This is a genomic window from Lactobacillus iners DSM 13335, from assembly GCF_000160875.1.
Taxonomy (GTDB): Bacteria; Bacillota; Bacilli; order Lactobacillales; family Lactobacillaceae; genus Lactobacillus; species Lactobacillus iners.
Genome location: NZ_GG700801.1, coordinates 120,779 through 141,856, shown reverse-complemented (window position 1 = coordinate 141,856; position 21,078 = coordinate 120,779). Strand labels below are relative to the sequence as shown.

The 21,078-nt window shown below is 33.5% G+C and carries 17 protein-coding genes; 14 read left to right on the top strand and 3 right to left on the bottom strand.

Translation table 11 applies throughout. From position 1 onward, the window contains the following. The first annotated feature begins 11 nt into the window (after positions 1-11). From trmB to HMPREF0520_RS00610, 8 genes are all read left to right on the top strand, one after another. Positions 12-662, top strand: a complete 651-nt coding sequence (trmB, locus tag HMPREF0520_RS00645) for a tRNA (guanosine(46)-N7)-methyltransferase TrmB (protein WP_006728968.1) — start codon at positions 12-14, stop codon at positions 660-662. Between the two features lie 18 nt (positions 663-680). Next, positions 681-1,001 carry a thioredoxin family protein gene (locus HMPREF0520_RS00640; RefSeq protein WP_006728967.1) on the top strand — a complete coding sequence of 107 codons (321 nt, stop codon included), beginning with the start codon at positions 681-683 and terminating at the stop codon, positions 999-1,001. A gap of 24 nt (positions 1,002-1,025) precedes the next feature. Next, the gene (ytpR, locus tag HMPREF0520_RS00635) at positions 1,026-1,670 is read left to right on the top strand and encodes a YtpR family tRNA-binding protein (RefSeq protein ID WP_010222150.1); all 645 of its coding nucleotides are present in this window, start codon (positions 1,026-1,028) and stop codon (positions 1,668-1,670) included. A 34-nt stretch (positions 1,671-1,704) separates the two neighbouring features. Beyond that, complete coding sequence (gene murC / locus HMPREF0520_RS00630) at positions 1,705-3,027, top strand: UDP-N-acetylmuramate--L-alanine ligase (protein WP_006728965.1); 1,323 nt, start codon at positions 1,705-1,707, stop codon at positions 3,025-3,027. Between the two features lie 121 nt (positions 3,028-3,148). After that, a complete protein-coding gene (gene pulA / locus HMPREF0520_RS00625; protein WP_006728964.1) occupies positions 3,149-8,335 on the top strand; it encodes a type I pullulanase in 5,187 nt (1,728 codons plus the stop codon). A gap of 277 nt (positions 8,336-8,612) precedes the next feature. Next, complete coding sequence (locus HMPREF0520_RS00620) at positions 8,613-9,524, top strand: ABC transporter ATP-binding protein (protein ID WP_006728963.1); 912 nt, start codon at positions 8,613-8,615, stop codon at positions 9,522-9,524. Further along, a complete protein-coding gene (locus HMPREF0520_RS00615) occupies positions 9,517-10,326 on the top strand; it encodes an ABC transporter permease subunit (protein WP_006728962.1) in 810 nt (269 codons plus the stop codon). Before HMPREF0520_RS00620 ends, HMPREF0520_RS00615 begins: the two co-directional genes overlap by 8 nt. A gap of 149 nt (positions 10,327-10,475) precedes the next feature. Beyond that, entirely contained in the window at positions 10,476-11,357 is an 882-nt protein-coding gene (locus tag HMPREF0520_RS00610) for an SPFH domain-containing protein (RefSeq protein WP_006728961.1), read from the top strand. A gap of 182 nt (positions 11,358-11,539) precedes the next feature. Here the strand turns inward: HMPREF0520_RS00610 and HMPREF0520_RS00605 are convergent, their stop codons facing one another. Together HMPREF0520_RS00605 and HMPREF0520_RS00600 are read right to left on the bottom strand one after the other, a co-directional pair. Beyond that, positions 11,540-11,818: a DUF1827 family protein gene (locus tag HMPREF0520_RS00605; protein ID WP_006728960.1), complete on the bottom strand. Its 279-nt coding sequence runs from the start codon at positions 11,816-11,818 to the stop codon at positions 11,540-11,542. 54 nt (positions 11,819-11,872) lie between these two features. Next, positions 11,873-14,014, bottom strand: a complete 2,142-nt coding sequence (locus HMPREF0520_RS00600; protein ID WP_010222155.1) for an ATP-dependent Clp protease ATP-binding subunit — start codon at positions 14,012-14,014, stop codon at positions 11,873-11,875. Positions 14,015-14,145: 131 nt separating this feature from the next. Here HMPREF0520_RS00600 and HMPREF0520_RS06415 point away from each other — a divergent pair, with 131 nt between their 5' ends. The 3 genes from HMPREF0520_RS06415 (at position 14,146) to ptsP (ending at position 16,449) form a co-directional block, all read left to right on the top strand. Next, complete coding sequence (locus HMPREF0520_RS06415) at positions 14,146-14,319, top strand: hypothetical protein (protein ID WP_006730393.1); 174 nt, start codon at positions 14,146-14,148, stop codon at positions 14,317-14,319. A 127-nt stretch (positions 14,320-14,446) separates the two neighbouring features. Next, entirely contained in the window at positions 14,447-14,713 is a 267-nt protein-coding gene (locus tag HMPREF0520_RS00595; RefSeq protein WP_006728957.1) for a phosphocarrier protein HPr, read from the top strand. After that, on the top strand, positions 14,713-16,449 hold the full coding sequence (ptsP, locus tag HMPREF0520_RS00590; protein ID WP_006728956.1) for a phosphoenolpyruvate--protein phosphotransferase: 1,737 nt from the start codon (positions 14,713-14,715) through the stop codon (positions 16,447-16,449). The genes HMPREF0520_RS00595 and ptsP overlap by 1 nt, the downstream gene beginning before the upstream one ends. Positions 16,450-16,577: 128 nt before the next feature. Here ptsP and HMPREF0520_RS00585 read toward each other — a convergent pair whose 3' ends face one another. Beyond that, a complete protein-coding gene (locus tag HMPREF0520_RS00585; protein ID WP_006728955.1) occupies positions 16,578-17,054 on the bottom strand; it encodes a nucleoside 2-deoxyribosyltransferase in 477 nt (158 codons plus the stop codon). 201 nt (positions 17,055-17,255) lie between these two features. Between HMPREF0520_RS00585 and iny the strand changes: the two genes are divergently transcribed. The 3 genes from iny to HMPREF0520_RS00570 all read left to right on the top strand — a co-directional run. Further along, positions 17,256-18,815 carry a cholesterol-dependent cytolysin inerolysin gene (gene iny / locus HMPREF0520_RS00580; protein WP_006728954.1) on the top strand — a complete coding sequence of 520 codons (1,560 nt, stop codon included), beginning with the start codon at positions 17,256-17,258 and terminating at the stop codon, positions 18,813-18,815. A gap of 260 nt (positions 18,816-19,075) precedes the next feature. Continuing rightward, positions 19,076-20,584, top strand: a complete 1,509-nt coding sequence (locus HMPREF0520_RS00575; RefSeq protein ID WP_006728953.1) for a class I SAM-dependent DNA methyltransferase — start codon at positions 19,076-19,078, stop codon at positions 20,582-20,584. Next, positions 20,574-21,078 (top strand): restriction endonuclease subunit S (locus HMPREF0520_RS00570; RefSeq protein ID WP_006728952.1); only part of this gene is annotated, 505 nt, incomplete at its 3' end. The genes HMPREF0520_RS00575 and HMPREF0520_RS00570, both read left to right, overlap by 11 nt.

Here is a 21,078-nt window from a genome sequence, read left to right as displayed (position 1 = left end):
GCGGATTTAGTATGAGATTAAGAAATAAACCATGGGCTCAAAAATTAGTGCTTGAACATCCTGAGGCACTTTTAAATGAACCTGATCCTGAAATAAAAATACCTTGGCAAGAACGATTTGCTGACTTTTCTAAGCCACTAGCTATTGAAATTGGTTCTGGTAAGGGGCAATTTATTATTAATTGGGCTAAGCAACATCCTGAGATGAATTTTATCGGTGTTGAATTGCAAACTACAGCTGCAGGGATGATTTTGCGTAAGAAGTTAGCTGATCAGATAGATAACTTACAAATCATGTGTGCCGACGCTGCTAATATAGCCTTATATTTGCCACCAAAAAGTGCTGATATTATCTTTTTGAATTTTTCAGATCCGTGGCCTAAAACTAGACACGAAAAGAGGCGATTAACCTATAAATCTTTTTTAGATAAGTATAAACAAGTATTAAAAGATAATGGACATATTGAGTTTAAAACAGATAATCAGGGTCTATTTGAATATAGTTTACAAAGTATGAATAATTATGGTATGTTGTTTGATTTTGTAAGTTTAGATTTACATCAATGTAATTCGGAAATTTATAAACAAAATATTGAGACAGAGTATGAGCATAAGTTTGCTGAACGAGGTAATAGGATATATTGTGTTCATGCACATTTTTAAAAGTAAGGAATAAAAAAGATGAAAAAGTTTGCAGAGTTTTCGACAAGTGATTTTCAACGAGAAATAGCTAAAGGCAAAGTGGTCTTGTTGTTTTCAGCTTCGTGGTGTCCAGATTGTCGCTTTTTGGATATGTTTTTACCGGAGATTGTATCAGAGTTTACAGAATATCAGTTTTGTTATATAGATATTGATGGAGCTACTGATTTAGCAAAAAAAATGAATATTTTGGGGATTCCAAGTTTCGTTGCCTACCAAGATGGCCAAGAAATTGGTAGACTGGTAAGTAAGGATAGAAAGACCAAAGAAGAAGTAGTTAGCTTTTTAAAATCTTTAGGTTAATGTAAGAAAGGACAAATGAAAATCATGATAATTTCCACTAATAAAAAAAGTTATCCAGATACAATCATTTTGATTTTAGATCAAGGTGAGGGTCGTAGCACATATGAAGAAAAGAATAATATAGTCCAAGTTAAGGATGAAAAAGGTAAAATCGTTGGATATAATTTCTTTAAAGTTAGTGATTTTTTAGATTATGATAAATTACCAAATGGTCAAGTAAAACCTGACCAAAAGTTACTTGATATTTTGAATGATCAGCTAACTAAAGCAGGATTTGACGACAAATTAGAATTAGGAAAGCCTACTTTAGTTTATGGATTTGTAAAAACTTGTGAACCACATCCAGATTCTGATCATTTACATGTAACTACAATTAATGTAGGGGATGATGAATATCAAATCGTTTGTGGTGCACCTAATATTCAACAAGGACAAAAAGTAGTTGTTGCTTTACCTGGAACTTTGATGCCAAATGGTCAACAAATTTGGCCTGGTGAATTACGTGGTGTAAAATCAAGTGGAATGATTTGTTCGGCTCGTGAATTGGGCTTGCCACATGCTCCACAAAAACGTGGAATTTTGGTTGTACCTGATACATTCAAAGTTGGAGACGAATTTGAACCTACAAAATGTGATGAATTATTGGCATGTGGACAAATCACATTGTAATTTTTGCTAAGAAGATAAAAAATCGGGGTTAGCTATGTTAGATAAGACAAAAGAATATTGGTTTATTGGAATAAAGGGTACCGGAATGGCATCTTTAGCATTGATTTTGCATGATATGGGGTATCATGTTGCTGGATCAGATATTGAAAAGCATACTTTTACGCAAGATCCTTTACTTGCTAAAGGAATAAAAATAACACCGTTTGATGCTAATAATATTAAAGATCAAGGGCAAGTAATTATTAAAGGAAATGCTTTTAAAGAAGAAAATGTTGAAGTCAAAGCATGCATTGATAAAAAAATTGTCTGGCAATCTTATCCTGATACTGTTCAGGAAATTATTGCACAGCATACAAGTATTGGTATATCTGGTTCACATGGTAAAACTTCAACTACGGGGTTGTTAGCACATGTTTTAGGACAATTAGCACCAACTTCATTTTTGATTGGTGATGGTACTGGAAAAGCAATTAAAGATTCACGCTTTTTTGTTTATGAAGCTGATGAATATCGCCGTCATTTTTTAGCATATCATCCTGATTATCAAATTATGACCAATGTTGATTTTGACCATCCTGATTATTTTAAAGATCGTGATGATTATGCATCTGCTTTCCAAACTGCTGCCGAGCAAACCAAAAAAGGCTTATTTGTATGGGGCGATGACACCCGATTGAATAATATCCAAGTATCTATTCCTAAATATACTTATGGTTTTAATAATACTGATGATTTTCAAGCTTATGATATTCAAAAAAATATTACAGGTTCTACTTTCAAAGTTAAGTATCACGATATTGAATTAGGACAATTTGAAATACATTTGTTCGGTGATCATAATATTTTAAATACTACTGCTGTAATTGCGGTAGCATATATTGAAAAAGAATCATTAGATTTAGTGCGAGCAGCATTGTTAACTTATAAGGGAGCTAAACGTCGCTTTAGTGAAAAATCATATGGCAAGATTAATATTATTGATGATTATGCACACCATCCAACAGAAATGAAGGCTACTTTGCAAGCTGCTAGACAAAAATATCCTAACAAAATATTAGTTGCGATTTTTCAGCCACATACATATTCACGAACTGCAGAATTTGCTGATCAATTTGTTGAGATTTTAAAAACTGCTGATTATGCATATGTGACACCAATTTTTGGTTCTGCTCGAGAAAATCATGGTAATATTTCAAGCCAAGATTTAACGAAAAGAATTCCTAATTCAGAGGTAATATCTTTGGACAATATAGCTGATTTAACTAAGTTTAAAGATGCTGTTCTAGTTTTCATGGGTGCTGGCGATATTACCAAATATGAAGTTGCATATGAAGCCTTGCTGGAACAAAATAAATAATAATATTAACAGATTCGGTTAGATTGATAACCGAATTTTTTTTGCATTTCGTGTTTTGACAAATGTATACGCTTACACTACAATTGCTAATATAAGTTTCTTTTAGAAAGGCAAATAGTCTATGAATTTTAAAATCGATAAGAAAAAGATAACATTTTTATGTACAAGTACAATTTTGGGATTAGTAGTTAGTGTAAGTACAGTAAATGCTGATGCCGTAAATAATAATATTAAAAATAACAATAATGTTAGCCTGATAAAGGCACCTACCGATAGATCTGCTGATATCAACCAAAAAACAACCAAGGTAATTGTTCATTATCAAGGCGATGGCAATAAATGGAAATTATATACATGGGTTGATAATGGCACCGATAAAGTAGATGGCAAAGAATATCCGTGGGATGGCAAAGATGAGTATGGTAATTATAAAATTATCGATATGCCTGGTGAACACTCAAAAATTGGGGTGCTGATCAAAGATAGTAATTGGCATAAAGATGGTTCAAACAATGATCGACAAATTACTACTGATTTGAGTGGTAAAGCCGAAGTTTGGTACAAAGAAGGTAGTGATCAAGCTCAAACAGTAACGCCGAAGTTTAAAAAAGCTAATATTGAAATTAACTACCTGGGTAGTGATGCTCCAGCTTCTGTTAAAGTTGGAACAGATATTGAGGATAAGCAAGCTGATCTTTCATTAAAAGAAGATGCTACTAAAACTATGAAACAAGGTGAAATTGAGCTAAAAGCTACTGATAATAAAGAATTTAACAAAGTTATTATTAATGACAACCAACAGCATGAATTTACACCGTTGCCAGGAGATAAAACCAATATTTATTTGGTAGCTGGTGATAAAAATGTTTATTATACAGCTAGTGCTGCTAAAAAAGTAATTGATCATAAGAAAAAAGCTCAACAAGATACTAAACTGATTGAAAAGTTGAAAAAAATAGCTGCTAAAAAAGAGCAAGTAGACTTTTCTAAAGAGCAAATAGTTGCAAGTACTAAAGTTATTGTTCATTACAATGGTGATGCTTCTAAATGGGCTTTATGGTGCTGGCCTTTTGGTAAAGGTGGTAAACAATATTCATTTGACAAAGAAGATGACTATGGTCATTATGCTGAATTTAATATTGATCATTCTGATAAAGTAGGATTTTTAATCAAGGGTCAAAAAGATTGGTCCAAAGATGGAAAAACTAAAGCAGACCGTATAGTTAATACAGATGATAGTGGTAAAGTCGAGGTTTGGTATGCAGCTGGTAAAGATGAAACTCAAGTAGTAACGCCAAGCTTTAAAGATGTCAAACTTAAGTTACATTATTTTGGGGATGAAGCACCGCAAACGATGTCAGTTTGGGCTGATGACAAGCAAGCTTCTAAGCAAACAGTTACGTTAGATAAATCTGAAGCTAATGGTGATAAAGTCGGTGAAATTACCATTACCGGTCAAGATTTACATCAAATAAATATTTCTAATGGCAAGCAAGTATACAAAGTTACACCATCACCAAAAGGTCAAATTACGGATGTTTACTTAAATGATGTGGATAATTTACCTCACTATACTGAATATAGTGCTCGTAAGGATTTCATTTTATCTATGGCTAACATGGATAGTGATCATGTCGTCAAAATTAAGACTAATGAGCAATTAAGTCCAGATTTAGTAAAGCAATTATTAAAAGCTCAGAATAATGAAATTACTAAAGTCGAAGCTGTTAATGGTACAGATAATCTAAGTGATACTTTTAAGGTTACTTTGAAGAATAGCTTAGAATTAGGTGTTAATAGCCGCATAGCTTTCTGTGGCAATCCTAAGGCTATTGATGTTAGATCGTATGTTCGCTCTAAAGATTTTGATGATAAGTACTTTTATGCAAATGATGATTTAGGTTCAACTTATAGCAAAGACAAAACTACTATTAAATTATGGTCACCAATTGCAACTAAAGTAACCTTACGTTTGTATAAAAACTTAGACAACAGTTCACAACCTGATAAAACTATTGCCTTAACATGTGGTGATAAGGGTGTTTGGAGTACTACATTGACTGATCAGGATTACAAAGGCTGGGCATATGATTACCAATTAGAATTTGCTGATGGGCATGTAACGACGACAGATGATCCTTATTCCACTGCTACTACCATTAATGGAGTTCGTAGTGTAATTGAAGATGTTGATAATATCAAACCAGCTGATTTTATTAAAATGCCAGCCTTCACTAAACCAACTGACGCTATTATATATGAAGCTGGTGTCAGAGATTTAACAGCTGATAAAAATGCTAATGTTAAACATCCTGGTCAATTTTTAGGATTGACTCAAGAAGGGACCAAAACTGATACTGGTTATCCAACTGGGTTAGATTATTTGAAGAAATTAGGAGTTACTCACGTCCAATTTTTACCTATGTATGATTTTGGCTCCATTGATGAAGCTCATCCATCTAATGCCTACAATTGGGGCTATGATCCGGTTAATTACAATGTTCCTGAAGGTAGTTATTCTTCTAAACCTGCGGATCCTGCTGCACGTATTTTAGAGATGAAAGAAATGATAAATGCTCTGCACAAACAAGGTTTACGTGTAGTTATGGATGTCGTTTATAATCATGTTTATGGATTAGATAAACAAGCATTTGATAAAGTCGTTCCTGGATATTATTTCAAATATGATGATAATGGTAACATGGTTGACGACATTGGTATGGGTAATGCTGTAGCTAGCCAAAGAAGAATGGTTAGAAAATATATCGTTGATTCCGTTAAATATTGGGCTAAGAATTATCATATAGACGGTTTTAGATTTGATACAATGGGCGTCCTTGATACTGATACGATGGCGGAAGTCTACAAGGAAATTAACAAAATCAATCCTGGAACTTTAATTTATGGTGAAGGTTGGGAAATAAAGCCAAATGAACGGCCTAAAGAAGCTAGTTATGTTCATGCTAATTTGATACCAAATGTCGGCTTTTTTGGCGACAATTTGAGAAACGCTGTAATTGGTGAGAGTGGATCCTTTGGTAATGCAAGATCTGGGTTAGCACAAGGTAACCTGACTGATAAAGATAAAAATGGCGTCAGTCATTATCAAGAAGATGCAGCTGCTTTTGTTAAAGGATTTATGGGTAGTCAAGGATTTAATAAACACAATTACCTTAATCCAGGGCAGGTTATTAATTATTCAACGTGTCATGATAATTTAACTTTATATGATGCATTAAAAGCTCATTTGCCTAATGCTAATGCTGCAGAGTTTGTTAAACGTGCTAAATTAGCTGATTCTATGATCATGTTGTCACAAGGTGTGCCATTATTCCATTCAGGTCAAGAAGCATTACGTACCAAGAATGGAAATGCTAATTCTTATAATGCTGATATTACAGTTAATGAAATAGATTGGAAACGAGTAGAACAAAATAAGGACTTAGTGTCATATTTCCAAAAACTTGTGCAATTAAGAAAGACTTGTCCTGCATTCAGAATGAGTACATATGATGAGATAAAGAAAAATATCACACCTATAGTTAAAGGTGAAAATGGTGTATTTGCCTTTGAAATTAAATCAGCTGATAGTACAATGTATGTTATATTCAACGTTAATGAAAAAGCTAACCAATTTACTAGTGTTGATTTAACAGGTGGCAAGATTTTATTAAGTAGTGATGACCATACTGTCGGTGCCAAAACTACTATTTTGCCTGGATTAAGTACATTAGTTATCAAGAAGATAAGTGACAAAGATAAAATAAATGATCTAATTGCACATTTAGATGCAGATAAGATTGCATTTCAACAGTTGAAAGATGAAATCGCTAAAGAAGAAGCCAAATCTCAAAAATTATCTGTATTAGTTGATCAATTAAATGATAAAATAGCTAAAATGGAGGCGGCTCAGACTGCGTTACAACAATTAAAAGATGAAATTGCTAACGAAAAAGCCAAATCTCAAAAATTGACCATGTTAGTTGATCAATTAAATGATAAAATAGCTAAAATGGAGTCAGCTCAGACTGAATTACAACAATTAAAAGATGAAATTGCTAACGAAAAAGCCAAATCTCAAAAATTATCCGTATTAGTTGATCAATTAAATGATAAAATAGCTAAGACGGAGGCAGATAAGATTGCATTTCAACAGTTGAAAAAAGATATTATGACAGAAATAGAAAATTATATTAAAGATAAAAAAGAACCAGAAATTGATTTAAGTAAAAAGGTTTTAGATGCCATAGCTCATGCAGATATAGAAAAATTGACATCATATAAATTAAGTGATGATGTCATGAAGGCTGTTGTCGAGTTTAAGCAAGGCAATAAAAAATTACTTGTTGATATGATAGCTGATGCCATAGCTCATGTTAATGTAGATCAATTAGTTTCATATAAGCTAGATGAAGCTACTATTCAGGCAATCAAACAATATCAACAAGGCAATAAGAAAGATCTACGTGATATAATTGCTGAAGCAATTAAAAACTACGCTAATGAAGGCGGTACTGCTCCTTATAAATTAGATAATGATGTTGTGAACCAAATAAAGGCTGATCTTGAAGCAGAATCTGATGTTGAATCTAATACGCCACAAGAATCAGTTGAAACTGTAACTGAGCCAGAAATATCTCAAGAGATCTTAAAAGATTCTAATGATCAAGAAAATACAATTGTTGGTGTTGTTAATATCCAAAAAGACAGTACCATTTTTGATAGCAATGGTAGTGCAACAGATAAGGTTTTGCCTGCTGGCAGTCGTTGGAAAATCGATCGTATCACAGAAATTGGTGGGATGAAGTTCTACAGAGTTGGAACAAATCAATACATTTTGATAGATACAGCTAAGAGCGACGGTATTATTTTTACTAAAACAGAAAAGCCAGTAATTGGTGTATTATATATTAACCAAAACGTAGACTTATTTGATAAAGATGGACATAATACAAATATCCTGCTTAATAAGGGCACATATTGGAAGATATGGGGTGCTAAAGTTATCAATGGTAAATTATTCTACAGAGTAGGTACTCAAAAACAATGGGTTGCTGCTGAATCTGTTAAGGTAGTTGATAATAAAGCTATTAAAGAGACACCTGTTACAGGAGTTGTTAAAGTTCATGTCAATGGTCATCCTGATTATCAAGTTGCGATGTTGGATGATAATGGTAACTATACAGGTCAATTTTTAATTCAAGGCAATAGTTATAAACTTGTAGCTAAAAAAATAATTAATGGACGTTTATGTTATAGATTAGGTACACAAAAGCAGTGGGTTCCTGCTGAATATTTATTATTTTAATAAATAAACTTTAAAAGCATTTGGTTGTTAAATCAGATGCTTTTTTTGAGCCCTATTACTATAGATTTGTTCTCTTGCTAATTATTATTGTAAAAAATATGGTAGATATTATGGCTTGCAATTGTATTCGCAAAGATAAAGAAGGCAGGTATAATGTTATTAGCTACAAGAAAGTAAGATCTACTAGTGATAAATCAAAACGAGTAAATTTAATTAGTTATATAGCTATCTTTATATTTTGGGTGTGGTTCATCGTATGGTATAAGAGGAGTTAAAAATGATAATTGAGATAAGTGAAATTAATAAAGTAATTGGTTCAAAAAAAGTCATTAATAATGTCTCCTTACGTATTGATAAAGGACAAGTATTTGCATTGTTAGGGCCTAATGGAGCAGGAAAAACGACTTTAATTCGTATAATTTTAGGTTTGTTAAAACCCGACACGGGAACTATTAGGCTTTTTGGTGAAAAATTAACAGATAAATCTAGACCTGATTTGTTATTACGTGTTGGTGTTCAAAATGATGGTAATTTATATGAAAATCTAACTGCTAAAGAAAATTTAATATTATGGGGAGAAATATATGGATTAAATTCAAAAATTATAAAAAAACGCATAGATGATTTGAAGAAAATGTTTCACTTAGAAAACTATATTGATATGCCCGTAGGCAGTCTAAGTAAAGGAAATAAACAGAAAGTGATGTTAGCTAGAGCTATGTTCCATAGTCCAGAGGTTTTAATTTTGGATGAACCTACAACCGGATTAGATCCTGCTGCCATTGATGAGTTTTATCAGTTCATTAAAAAACTGAAAAAAGCTGGTGTTACTATTATCATGTCTACGCATTATTTGTATGGTATGGATGGTGTTGTAGATAGTATAGGCATCATATCCTCAGGAAATTTACTTATTAGTGATAAAGTTGATAGGTTGCGGTGTAAAATACATAAAGTCCATTTTAAGGGTAAATTTAATCCTAAAGATATCAAAGAGTTGATTTCATATGGTGAACTATCGGATTGTATGCAAAATGAATTTATTATATCGGTTGATGATGATAATAAAGTAGCTGATATTGTCAAAACTTTGGTTTTAAAGGGAAATGATATTTATGAAGTTTCCAAAGTTATAGAAACAGTAAAAGAAATATACTTTAGAATTATCGGAGGACATAGCAATGGATAGACATCAACTTAAGGTTATGATAAATAAGGAATATCGAGAATTAGTCAATGATAGAGGATTAATGTTCTCATTGCTTATTATTCCAATTATTTTTAGTATTGTGTTACCAATCTTATTATTTATATTAGGTACTCGTAAGGAAGTATCAGCTAGCATAGTTGGCTTAAATACGTTCATTGAACAGTTTAAGATGATAAAATACCCAGATTATCTTACCAGGGGAACGGTACCTTTTTATGTTATTTTTACTTACTTTTTTTTACCTTTATTTATGTTACTACCCATTATTATTTCTACAGTATTATCTAGCAGTAGTTTTATTGGTGAAAAAGAGCACAAAACTTTGGAAGGTTTGTTATATACTCCCATCAATACTAAAGTCCTTGTTTTAGGAAAAGCATTAGGTTGTGCAGCACCTGCAGTTACTATTTCTACCGTTTCTGTTTTAGTCTATATATTGGTTGTTAATACTGTAGGTTGGAGATATTTCAAACATATAATCCTACCTAATATGACATGGTTATTAGTTACAATTTTGATTTCTCCACTGCTTGTCTTATTATCAATATTGTTAGTTATTGGTAGTTCGCAATATTTGAAGAATAGCAAGTCAGCTCAAGGAGTATCCATGATAATTGTAGCTCCGATATTTGGTATGCTCATTTCTCAAGCTACCGGGGTGTTAATCTTAGGTGTTTTTGAGACAGTAATTTTAATTATAGTTTTAATATTATTAGATATTATAGTTTTTTGCGTTGTCATGAAAATGTTTAATTTTGAGAAATTCATTTTAAATAATTAATTCCTCTATAAATTTAGGAGGTACATGTTGAATATTTATTATTTTAATAAATAAACTTTAAAAGCATTTGGTTGTTAAATCAGATGCTTTTTTTGTTTTTATTATGTATAATATCTCCTATAATATTTTTTATTAAGAGGTGAATAATTATGGAATTTAAAATGATACTTGATTTGAAAATTATAATTTTTATCGTCTTGCTTGTCATATTAACTAGTGGTTGTACAACTATAGTACCTCAAAATTATGAAGGATTAATTGAGACGCTTGGTAAATATACTAAAACTGTTAAAGCTGGACTAACATTTAAAATACCTTTTTTTCAGCGAGTTAAGAAAGTTTCAATGGCCTTACAACCTTTAGAAATTAGTAGATATTCAATTATCACTAAGGATAATGCAGAAATATCGACCAGCTTGACATTGAACTATCAGGTTACTAATAGTTTTAAATATTTTTACAATAATACAGATTCAGAAACTTCTATGGTTCAATTAGTGCGTGGACATTTGCGTGATATTATTGGACGTATGGATTTAAATGATGCTTTAGGATCCACAAGTGCTATTAATAATGAATTATCTAAGGCTATAGGTGATTTAACAGATATATATGGTATTAGCGTTATTAGAATTAATGTAGATGAACTATTACCTAGTAAACAGATTCAAGCTGCAATGGATAAACAATTAACAGCTGACCGTGAAAAGACGGCAACAATTGCTAAAGCAGAAGGTGAAGCCGAAAATATTCGCTTGACGACTAAGGCAAATAATGATGCCTTAATAGCAACTGCAAAAGCAAAAGCTGAGGCAATTAAGACAGAAGCTGATGCGGAAGCATATCGTATAAATAAATTACAAGAGACTTTATCCAAAGCGTCTGAAGGATATTTCAGAAATCAGAGTATAGTAGCTTTTACAAAATTATCAGCTGGCAACAATAATATGATAGTTATGGATAAAGAAAATATTGATAAAATAGGTGATATTCCAGCTATTAAGAAAATATGGGATCAAGATAAGAACTGATAATTACTGAATCATAAAATAGTAGTATCTTTTGATAATAACCTCCAAATTTGCTAAAGAGTTTGGAGGTTTTTATTATGCTTAAATTTAAGAACTAAGTAGCCATGAATAAAAGGACACAAAAAACCATACTTCGGTAAATATCGAAGTATGGTTAAAATAGTTAAAATAAGACATTCGTTTTACTTATCACAGGTAATTGAAATGATTTTACGACTCTGATCCATTGAAATGTTATAAATTTTATCTTCATGAATTAAACGTTTAATGACAAATTGAATTTCATCTTCATGAATACCACGTCTATGATTTTCGAGTACAATTTCGATTTTAGTACTTGTTTCAGTATAGACTACAGTTATATTTCCCAGTGAATATACCTTAATGTACTGACTGCTGGTGGCTGATAACTGTCTTTCAATCAAATCACGATAAGTATTTGTAACATCAATTAAATGCATTTCTTACACACCTTCTAAAAGTTGAAAATATTTCTCCTTTTAGTATACGCTTATTTACTGATTATCTTCAACAATTATGATATCGTTTTCATGTCTTTTTGCAGTTAAATTCTTTGCTGTCGGATGGTCAAGCTTATAATCTGCGACTTTGTCTTCAATCATAGCTTGAATCACGCGACGCAATGGACGTGCTCCCATATCAGGATCATATCCTTTTTCAACTAGTAAATCTTTGGCTTCTGGTGTGACATTGATATGTAAGTCTTGATCTTTGATCATTTCATTAGTCTTGTCTAACATTAGATCTACGATTTTGATTAAACTTTCCTTGCTTAATGGATCAAACTCAACAATGTCATCTAGTCTGTTTAAAAATTCTGGTTTGAAATATTGACCCAGAACTTTTTTGAACTGTTCATTATGGTTATTTTCTGCAGAAAAGCCTACACTAGCAGACTTAATTCCTTGTCCAGCATTAGATGTCATAATGATAATAGTGTCTTTAAATGAAACAGTTCTACCTTGTGAGTCTGTTAAATGACCATCGTCAAGAATTTGAAGAAATAGATGTAACACGTCGGGATGTGCTTTTTCAATTTCATCAAATAAGATTAAACTATAAGGGTTATGACGGACTTTTTCAGTTAATTGTCCAGCTTCTTCATAACCAACATATCCTGGTGCAGAGCCGATTAATTTAGAAACTGAATATTGTTCCATATATTCACTCATATCAAAGCGAATCATGGATTTTTCGGTACCAAACATTTGCTTAGCTAATTGCTTAGCTAATTCTGTTTTTCCAACGCCTGTAGGTCCAACAAATAGGAATGAACCAATCGGTCTACCTGACTTGTTAAAGCCGACACGGTTACGTCTAATTGCTTTAGAGATGACGTCAACTGCTTTATCTTGACCAATAATATGCTTTTTGAGATCATCAGCCAAATTCTTTAATTGCATTTGTTCTTGCTTTTGCAAATCACCAACTGGAATATTTGTCTTTTCTTCTATGATTTTCTCCATAACCTTTTCAGAAATAACAGGTGTCTTATCAGGATCAACTTTTTGATCTTTTAATTTCTCATATTTTTCAATTTGATCACGGTAATAAGCAGCTTTTTCGTAGTCTTCATTCTTTAATGCTGTTTGTTTTAATTCTTGTGCAGCTTCGACACGTTCTTTTAATTTAGCATCATCAACATAAGGAATGGTTAAATTCATACGAGATCCAGCTTCATCAAGTAAGTCGATAGCCTTATCTGGTAAAAAGCGATCTTGAATATATCTTGAAGATAGGGTAACTGCACTAACTATTGCTTGATCAGTGTAGGTTACATGATGATAATCTTCATATTTCTTCTTGATACCTTGTAATATTTTAATAGTTTCTTCAATACTTGGTTCTTTAACTTCAACAGGTTGAAATCTTCTAGCCAAAGCTGAATCTTTTTCAATTTGACGATATTCTTTGATAGTAGTAGCACCAACTAATTGGAAATCGCCACGAGCTAGGGCAGGTTTGATGATATTGCCTGCATCCATTCCACCTTCAGCGTTACCAGCATTTACTAATTCATGAATTTCATCGATAAATAAGATGATATTAGGATCACTTTCTAGTTCCTTAATTAGTTGTTGCATCCGTTGCTCGAATTGACCACGTAAGCTAGTTCCTTGCACTAAAGAAACCATATTTAATGAAATTATTTTTTTGTTTTGTAATTTAGCTGGTACAGATCCATCGATAATTTGTTGAGCAAGTCCTTCGACTACGGCTGTTTTACCTACACCAGCTTCACCAATCAATACCGGATTATTTTTAGTACGACGGTTAAGAATTTCAATTACTCTAGCTATCTCTTTATCTCGACCAACTACTGGATCGATTTTCCCTTGTTTAGCTAAAGCTGTTAAATCAATACCATATTGATTAAGTAGGGAGTCTGATCCATTGTTAGCTTTATTTTTCTTTGGAGAATTATCTCCTGGTTGATCAAAATCTTGAGTGCTACCTCCTAAAGAACCTAATAAGTCGTTAAAACTGCTAAAGAAGTTATTCATATTAGCAGATCCATTTTCATTTTTTAATAATTGATAACAATCTTCACATAACGCTATTTCACGGTTTTCTCCATTATTGTTCAAGTATAGATGAATTGAAGCAGGCCGTTGATGACAATTTTGACAGAGCATATAAAAAAACCTCACTTTCGATATTTTATAATTCATATTCTAGTCTTTAGCACTCTAACATGTCAAGTGCTAATTTCGCATACTAAGATAAAAAATGATAGAATATGTGGTTGGTAGTGGGAGTGATAAATATGGATTATCAAGAAATTTTAGAAAAGATAGTAAATGGTGAATTAGCAGAATATAAGGTAGAACCGCAAACAGCTTTTGAATTTCAACGTGTTTTGCGTAATTTTCAACGTCGCAGTGAAATTCAAGGAGTTGCTCAAGTGGGAGGTAGTATTATATATCGACTAGCAAAATAAAATGAATAGATAGCGATAAATAAATATTGAAAACAATTACATTGTTGTTGTTTTCTAGCTTGAAAAATGATAATCTAGTATTCGTACAGGGTGTGATCCCTATTAAGGATTTAAAGGAGATACTAAAATGGAAAAACGCGAGTTTAAAGTTATTGCTGAAACAGGTATCCATGCCCGTCCAGCAACATTATTAGTGCAAGCTGCTTCAAAGTTCAGCTCTGATATTAACTTGGAATACAGTGGTAAATCAGTAAACTTGAAATCAATTATGGGTGTTATGTCACTTGGTGTTGGTCAAGGCTCAGAGATTTCAATTTCTGCTGAAGGCGATGACGAAAAAGAAGCAATTGATGCAATTGCAGATACAATGAAAAAGGAAGGCTTAGCTGAATAATGACTGAAAAATTAAAGGGAATTGCAGCTAGTGAAGGCATTGCAATTGCACCAGCCTACCTTTTGGTAGAACCTGACCTTTCATTTTCTAAGTCAAAAGTAACTGATCTTGAAGCAGAAGTATCAAGATTTAAGGAGGCTATTGATGAGTCTACCAAGGAACTTGAAGCTGTTCGAGATCAAGCTAAGAAAAATTTAGGTGAGGAGGAAGCACAAGTTTTCGATGCTCACCTTTTATTTTTGAGTGATCCGGAATTTTCCGGAGCTATTGAAAATGAAATCAAGAACAATAGTATTAACGCTGAAGCTGCTTTAGATGCAATATCAAATAATTTTATTAGCATCTTTGAATCAATGACTGATAATGCATATATGCAAGAACGTGCTGCAGACGTGCGAGATGTTTCTAAGAGAATTATGGCTCATTTGTTGGGTGTAACTTTGCCTGATCCAGCAACTATTGATCACGAAGTTGTTGTTATTGCTCACGATTTAACTCCTAGTGATACTGCTCAATTGAACAAGAAATATGTTAAGGGCTTTATCACAGATATTGGAGGTCGTACAGCTCACTCAGCTATTATGGCTCGTTCACTGGAAATTCCAGCTGTAGTTGGTACGAATACAATTACACAAGATGTTAATAATGGACAAATGGTAATTGCTGACGGACTGGATGGTAACGTTCTTATCGAACCATCTGCCGCAGAGATCAGTTCATTCGACGAAAAGGGACGTAAATTTGCTGAACAAAAAGCAGAATGGAAGAAATTAAAGGATCAGCCATCACAAACTGCAGACGGTAAGCACTTTACTATTGCAGCTAATATCGGAACGCCTGATGATATGAAAGGTGTTTTGGAAAATGGTGCTGAAGCTGTTGGCTTATATAGAACAGAATTTTTATACATGGATTCATCTGATTTTCCAACAGAAGATGCTCAATTTGAAGCATATAAGGCTGTTATTGAAGGTATGAAGGGCAAACAAGTTATTATTAGAACTTGTGATATAGGTGGCGATAAGCACCTTGATTACTGGGATTTGCCTGAAGAAATGAATCCGTTTTTAGGATTGCGTGCGATTCGTTTATCAATGCACAATAAGGATATTTTTAAGACTCAGTTACGTGCATTATTGCGTGCGTCTGCCTATGGTAAGTTGGGAATTATGTTCCCAATGATTGGTACCTTAACTGAATTGCGTAAAGCTAAGGCAATTTTAGCTGAAGTTAGAGCAGAGTTAGAGGCTAAAAATGTTAAGATAGGCGAAGATCTTCAAGTAGGTATGATGATTGAAGTTCCTGCAGCAGCAATTTTAGCTGATCAATTTGCTAAAGAAGTAGATTTCTTCTCAATCGGAACTAACGATCTAATTCAATATACAATGGCTGCTGATCGTGGTAATGATGGAGTTTCATATCTATATCAACCATATAATCCATCAGTATTGCGTCTAATTAAGAATACTATAGATGGTGCACATCAAAATGGTATTTGGTGTGGTATGTGTGGTGAAGCCGCAGGTGATAGTGTCATGTTCCCTATCTTGTTATCCATGGGACTTGATGAATATTCTATGAGTGCGACATCAATTTTGCGTATCCGTAGTTTGATGAAAAAGATCAGCTTAGAAGATGTTAAAGAATTAGCTAATGAAGCTTGTTATGTTTCTGAAACATTTGAAGACAATGCCAAACTTGTAGCTGAAACTTTAAAGAAATTGAATATTAATTAAGCTTTTTAAAACCATATTTCGGTAAAATATCGAAATATGGTTTTTTAATGCTATTTAGAAAATTTTGACATAATAAAACCCCTCAAAATCAAGAAAAATCTCGGGGGTTATAAAGTTTGGACCTTATCTTAATATACAGCTCCATCGTAGAAATCAAAGCGGGGTTGATTAAAGTTGAAGTCCTTTAATTTGCTCATCGGAATAATATTATCAGCAACACCCCAGCTCATCAAGTTGATAGGGTTACCATAAAATTCATCTGGTATTACTAGCAAGATGTATTTACCTTGACCTTGGGCATAACCTAATTCCATGCCTAAGCCAACATCTTCTTCATCTGGAACATATACTCCCAGCATAATATCACTAGATCTGATGCCAATCAAATCACCATTGTAAGTAGCTTGAGCCCATTCCTTATCATGTAAATATTCAGGATGTTCATCAACTCTAATACCCTTGTATTGATTATTTAAAGGTATATAACTATCTTTTAAATTGATGGTTGGATTCGCAGCAAGAGCATCCATAGCATCCTTATATGCTCTATTTTGCACATCAGAAAACCAACCTGCACCAAAATATACTGTTTTTTGTTCGGCCATTGTATTCCTCCTCAATTAAACTACTACAATATATTTTAGCAAAAAAATATTAATTTTTTAAATATTATGCTCATACATTTTAATATCCAAAGATATTACAAAAATATTACATTCAAAAAAACTCTTGTTATGATACGTGCGATATTGTACACTAATTAGCTAGGTAAACGTTTACATTTATTTTTGAAAGGGTATATTAAAATGAATAAAAAAGGATTAAGAAAGATTATTTATGCTAGTTCACTTGCATTGTTAGAATTATCATTAGTTACGGCTACTAAGCCTGCACAAGCTGCTACTAATACTGAGCCAAAAACAGCTATTGTAGCAAAACATAATACTGAAGAACCAATGTCAGTTAATGATTATTTATTGGGACTTGATTATGATTCACAAGCTGTTTTGACAAGACAAGGTGACATGTTAACAAATCATTTTGCACATGAAACCACTACTGATAACAACGGTCGATTTGTGGTTGTTGAAAAACAAAAGAAGACCATTTCTAACAGTACATCAAGTATTTCAGTAACTACTGCTAATGATAGTCGTGTTTTTGCAGGTGCTCTTTTCAAGGCAGACAATAATTTGATTGAAAACAATCCTACACTTGTTTCATTAAGACGTGCTCCTATAACTGTAAGCGTTGACCTTCCAGGTATGACTGACAACACTAATGCCAAATTAGTTGCTCATCCAACAACTAGCTCTGTAAATAGTGCTGTTAATGATTTAGTTGAAAAGTGGATCGCAAAAGATTCAGTAAATCACGCCATTCCTGCCAGAATTGAATATGATACAACTAGTGCTCAAAGCATGGACCAATTAAAAGTTAAATTTGGTGCTGACTTTGCTAAAATTAGTGTTCCATTGAAGATTGATTTTGACGCTATTCATAATGGTGAGAAACAAGCATCAATTGTTAACTTTAAGCAAATTTACTACACTGCCAGTGTTGATGCACCTGAAAATCCAGGTGATGTATTTGATGCACATGTAACAGCTAAGGATCTTCAAAAGCGTGGTATTAATTCTAAGACACCTTTAGTTTATGTTTCTAGTGTATCTTATGGACGTTCTATGTACATTAAGTTGGAAACAACAAGCAAGAGTGATAAAGTTCAAGCAGCTTTTGATGCTGCTATTAAGGGCGTAAAGATTGCTCCTAATAGTGAATATGATCATATTTTAAAGAATACTAGTGTTGTAGCTGTTATTTTAGGTGGTAACTCTGGGGATGCAACAGAAGTTGTTCGTGGTGATATTAACACTTTGAAAGAATTAATTCAAAAAGGTAGCAAATTTGATAGTTCTAACCCAGGTGTTGCTGTATCATATGGCACATCATTCTTAAAGGACAACCAAGTTGCAGTAATCAACAATACCGCTGATTATATTGCTACTAAAGTAACTGAATATTCAAATGGTAAATTGATATTGAACCATAAAGGTGCTTATGTTGCAAGATTCTTCGTTGATTGGGATGAAGTAAGTTACGATAGCAATGGTCGTGAAGTTTTAACACACCATACATGGGCTGACAATGGTCGTGGCCGTACATCAGGCTTCAGTACTGAAATCAACTTGAAAGGAAACGTTCGTCATTTGAATGTTAAGATTCAAGAATGCACAGGCTTGGCATGGGAATGGTGGAGAACTATTTATGATGAACAAGACTTACCACTTGCACACTTACGTCAAATTACAATTTGGGGTACGACTTTAAGACCTAAACACAAAGAAGAAGTAAAAAATGACTAATTAACGTAAAGTCAATCAAAGCCTCTGAGCTCAATGGAGCTTGGGGGCTTTTTGTGTGGGTGATGCAAAGGGGGAGTGAACGTTGTGTTGTTAATAGCAATAAATATCGATATAATAGCTACGAAAGAATTAATGATTGTAAGTTGATATATTTACTGTAGGGTAAATGTAGCATAAATAAGGATTTTTTTGAGATGGTGGTAGAAAATTACACTAGAAATTAGTTGCTATTTGATATAAATATGGAGAGGTTAATGTAAATGACAAATAAAACAAATGCCAATATCGGATTTGAAAAACATTTATGGGATGCAGCTTGCGTTTTATGGGGGCATATCCCTGCTGCAGAATATCGTCAAGTAATCATTGGGCTCATTTTTCTTCGCTATGTTTCTTCTGCTTTTGATAAGCGATATCAAGAACTCGTTGCTGAGGGAGATGGATTTGAAGACGATCGTGATGCTTATACCATGGAAAATGTCTTTTTCGTTCCAAAAGAAGCTCGTTGGGATACCATTGCAAAAGCTGCTCATACTCCAGAAATAGGATCTATTATCGATAATGCTATGAGAGCCATAGAAGCAGAAAATAAAACATTAAAGGATGTCCTACCAAAAAATTACGCCAGTCCTGATCTTGATAAACAAGTATTAGGAGATGTGGTAGACATTTTCACTAATAGAATTGATATGAGTGATAATAAGCAAAGCGAGGACTTGCTTGGTCGCACTTATGAATACTGCATAGCTAAGTTTGCTGAAAAAGAAGGTAAAAGTGGCGGTGAATTCTATACGCCATCAAGTATTGTAAAGACACTGGTTTCTATCTTGAAACCATTTGATAACTGTCGTGTATACGACTGTTGTTGTGGTTCTGGAGGTATGTTCGTACAAAGTGCCAAGTTCATTAGAGCTCATTCTGGAAATCGTGGTTCAATTTCTATTTATGGACAGGAAGCTAATGCAGATACTTGGAAAATGGCTAAAATGAATATGGCCATTCGTGGTATTGATGCAGATTTAGGACCATATCAAGCAGATACTTTTACGAATGATTTGCATCCTACTCTTAAGGCAGATTTTATATTAGCAAATCCACCTTTCAACTACAGTCCATGGAATCAAGAGAAATTATTAGATGATGTTCGCTGGAAGTACGGCACACCTCCCGCTGGTAATGCCAACTACGCTTGGATTCAGCATATGATTCATCACCTTGCACCAAATGGAAAAATTGGTCTGGTTTTAGCGAATGGTGCTCTTTCCTCACAGAATTGTGGTGAAGGCGAAATTCGTCAAAAAATTATAGAAGATGATCTGATTGAAGGCATTATTTCTCTTCCACCGAAACTCTTCTATAGCGTATCAATTCCTGTTACTCTTTGGTTCATTAGCAAAAATAAAAAACAAAAAGGAAAAACAGTCTTTATTGATGCTCGCAAAATGGGACACATGGTAGATCGTAAGCATCGAGACTTTACCGAAGAAGATATCCAAAAGCTCGCAGATACATTTGAGGCTTTCCAGAACGGCACGCTTGAAGATGAAAAAGGCTTCTGCTCTGTAGCGACGATTCAGGATATAGCAAAGCAGGACTATGTTTTAACTCCAGGACGCTATGTTGGTATTGAAGAGCAGGAAGATGATGGTGAACCTTTTGATGAGAAAATGACCAAACTGACATCAGAACTTTCCGACATGTTCGAACGCTCTCATGAGCTTGAAGACGAGATTCGTAAGAAGTTGGGGGCAATTGGGTATGAAATATAAACTCTCCGAAATAATGGATATTATTGGCGGTGGAACTCCGAAAACAAGTAATCCAGAATATTGGAATGGCAATATTCCGTGGCTTTCTGTAAAAGACTTTAACAATGATTATCGCTATGTCTATGAAACAGAGAAAGCCATTACACAAGCCGGGCTGGATAATAGTTCGACGAAAATGCTTAAGCGTAATGATTCGATAATTTCAGCACGTGGCACTGTCGGAGAGATGGCGATGATTCCATTTCCAATGGCTTTTAACCAGTCGTGTTACGGGCTTCGGGCGAAAAAAGGCCTTGTTGATGCGGAATATCTATATTACTTGATTAAGCACAATGTGGTGGTTTTGAAAAAGAATACTCACGGCTCGGTGTTTGATACTATTACGCACGACACATTTGATGACATTGAAGTGGAATTACCGTCACTGAAGGAACAGAAGGTAGTAGCTTCAATACTCAGAAACTTAGATGACAAAATAGAGGTGAATAATGAGA

Coding starts and splice junctions, on each gene's coding strand:
- trmB (WP_006728968.1), top strand. CDS start 12: ATGAGATTAAGAAATAAACCATGGGCTCAAAAATTAGTGCTTGAACAT.
- HMPREF0520_RS00640 (WP_006728967.1), top strand. CDS start 681: ATGAAAAAGTTTGCAGAGTTTTCGACAAGTGATTTTCAACGAGAAATA.
- ytpR (WP_010222150.1), top strand. CDS start 1,026: ATGATAATTTCCACTAATAAAAAAAGTTATCCAGATACAATCATTTTG.
- murC (WP_006728965.1), top strand. CDS start 1,705: ATGTTAGATAAGACAAAAGAATATTGGTTTATTGGAATAAAGGGTACC.
- pulA (WP_006728964.1), top strand. CDS start 3,149: ATGAATTTTAAAATCGATAAGAAAAAGATAACATTTTTATGTACAAGT.
- HMPREF0520_RS00620 (WP_006728963.1), top strand. CDS start 8,613: ATGATAATTGAGATAAGTGAAATTAATAAAGTAATTGGTTCAAAAAAA.
- HMPREF0520_RS00615 (WP_006728962.1), top strand. CDS start 9,517: ATGGATAGACATCAACTTAAGGTTATGATAAATAAGGAATATCGAGAA.
- HMPREF0520_RS00610 (WP_006728961.1), top strand. CDS start 10,476: ATGGAATTTAAAATGATACTTGATTTGAAAATTATAATTTTTATCGTC.
- HMPREF0520_RS00605 (WP_006728960.1), bottom strand. CDS start 11,818: ATGCATTTAATTGATGTTACAAATACTTATCGTGATTTGATTGAAAGA.
- HMPREF0520_RS00600 (WP_010222155.1), bottom strand. CDS start 14,014: ATGCTCTGTCAAAATTGTCATCAACGGCCTGCTTCAATTCATCTATAC.
- HMPREF0520_RS06415 (WP_006730393.1), top strand. CDS start 14,146: ATGGATTATCAAGAAATTTTAGAAAAGATAGTAAATGGTGAATTAGCA.
- HMPREF0520_RS00595 (WP_006728957.1), top strand. CDS start 14,447: ATGGAAAAACGCGAGTTTAAAGTTATTGCTGAAACAGGTATCCATGCC.
- ptsP (WP_006728956.1), top strand. CDS start 14,713: ATGACTGAAAAATTAAAGGGAATTGCAGCTAGTGAAGGCATTGCAATT.
- HMPREF0520_RS00585 (WP_006728955.1), bottom strand. CDS start 17,054: ATGGCCGAACAAAAAACAGTATATTTTGGTGCAGGTTGGTTTTCTGAT.
- iny (WP_006728954.1), top strand. CDS start 17,256: ATGAATAAAAAAGGATTAAGAAAGATTATTTATGCTAGTTCACTTGCA.
- HMPREF0520_RS00575 (WP_006728953.1), top strand. CDS start 19,076: ATGACAAATAAAACAAATGCCAATATCGGATTTGAAAAACATTTATGG.